Here is a 634-nt window from a genome sequence, read left to right as displayed (position 1 = left end):
TTCGCGCACCTTTGGATCTTCGAGCACCGATTTGCGGAACGGTACGCCGGCGCCTGCCTGCAGCAGGCGCGCGCCCATGACCGGCGACACTGCCCACTGGCAGAACAGATAGGCGGCCTCCTTCTTCTCGCTGGTGGCCGTCACGCCGATACCGTCGCCGAAGGTGCCAGCCGCGTGCGCCTTGGGACCCTTGGGCATGACGCCATAGCCGACCTTGCCGACCACCCGCGATTTTTCCGGATTTTCCATCGGCGGGGCAAAGCCGACGCCATCGAACCACATGCCGATCTTGCCTTGCAGGAAGGCGGACTGCGCTTCGGCCCAGTTGAAGCCAGTGACGCCTGGAGGCGCGGATTTGGTCATCAGCCGCTGGTAGAGCCCGGCGGCCTCGATCGCCTCGGGCGACGTCGTGCGCAGCTTGCCCTGAGCGTCGAGTGGCGTCATGTCGTAGCCGAGCATGAGCGATGTCCACACCGGCGTGTTGGCGTTCTTGATGCCGCGGGCGACGAAACCATAAGTATTGGTCGACGGGTCGGTCAGCGCCTCGGCCGCGGCCACCAGCTGCTCGAAGGTTTCGGGATATTTGAGGCCCTTGGCCTCGAACAACTCCTTGTTCCAGTAAACGATCCAGTAG

General features: G+C 64.0%; 1 protein-coding gene. It reads right to left on the bottom strand.

The genetic code is table 11. The features are described 5' to 3' along the window. Nucleotides 1-634, bottom strand: a 634-nt coding sequence (locus tag ENZ75_RS33590) for an extracellular solute-binding protein (protein ID WP_128278691.1), incomplete at both ends; no start/stop codon positions are given.

The sequence above is a fragment of the Mesorhizobium sp. M7A.F.Ca.CA.002.04.1.1 genome, from assembly GCF_004022805.1.
Classification (GTDB): domain Bacteria; phylum Pseudomonadota; class Alphaproteobacteria; order Rhizobiales; family Rhizobiaceae; genus Mesorhizobium; species Mesorhizobium ciceri.
Note: the sequence above shows the minus strand (reverse complement) of the source record. Positions and strands in the feature narration are given on the sequence as shown.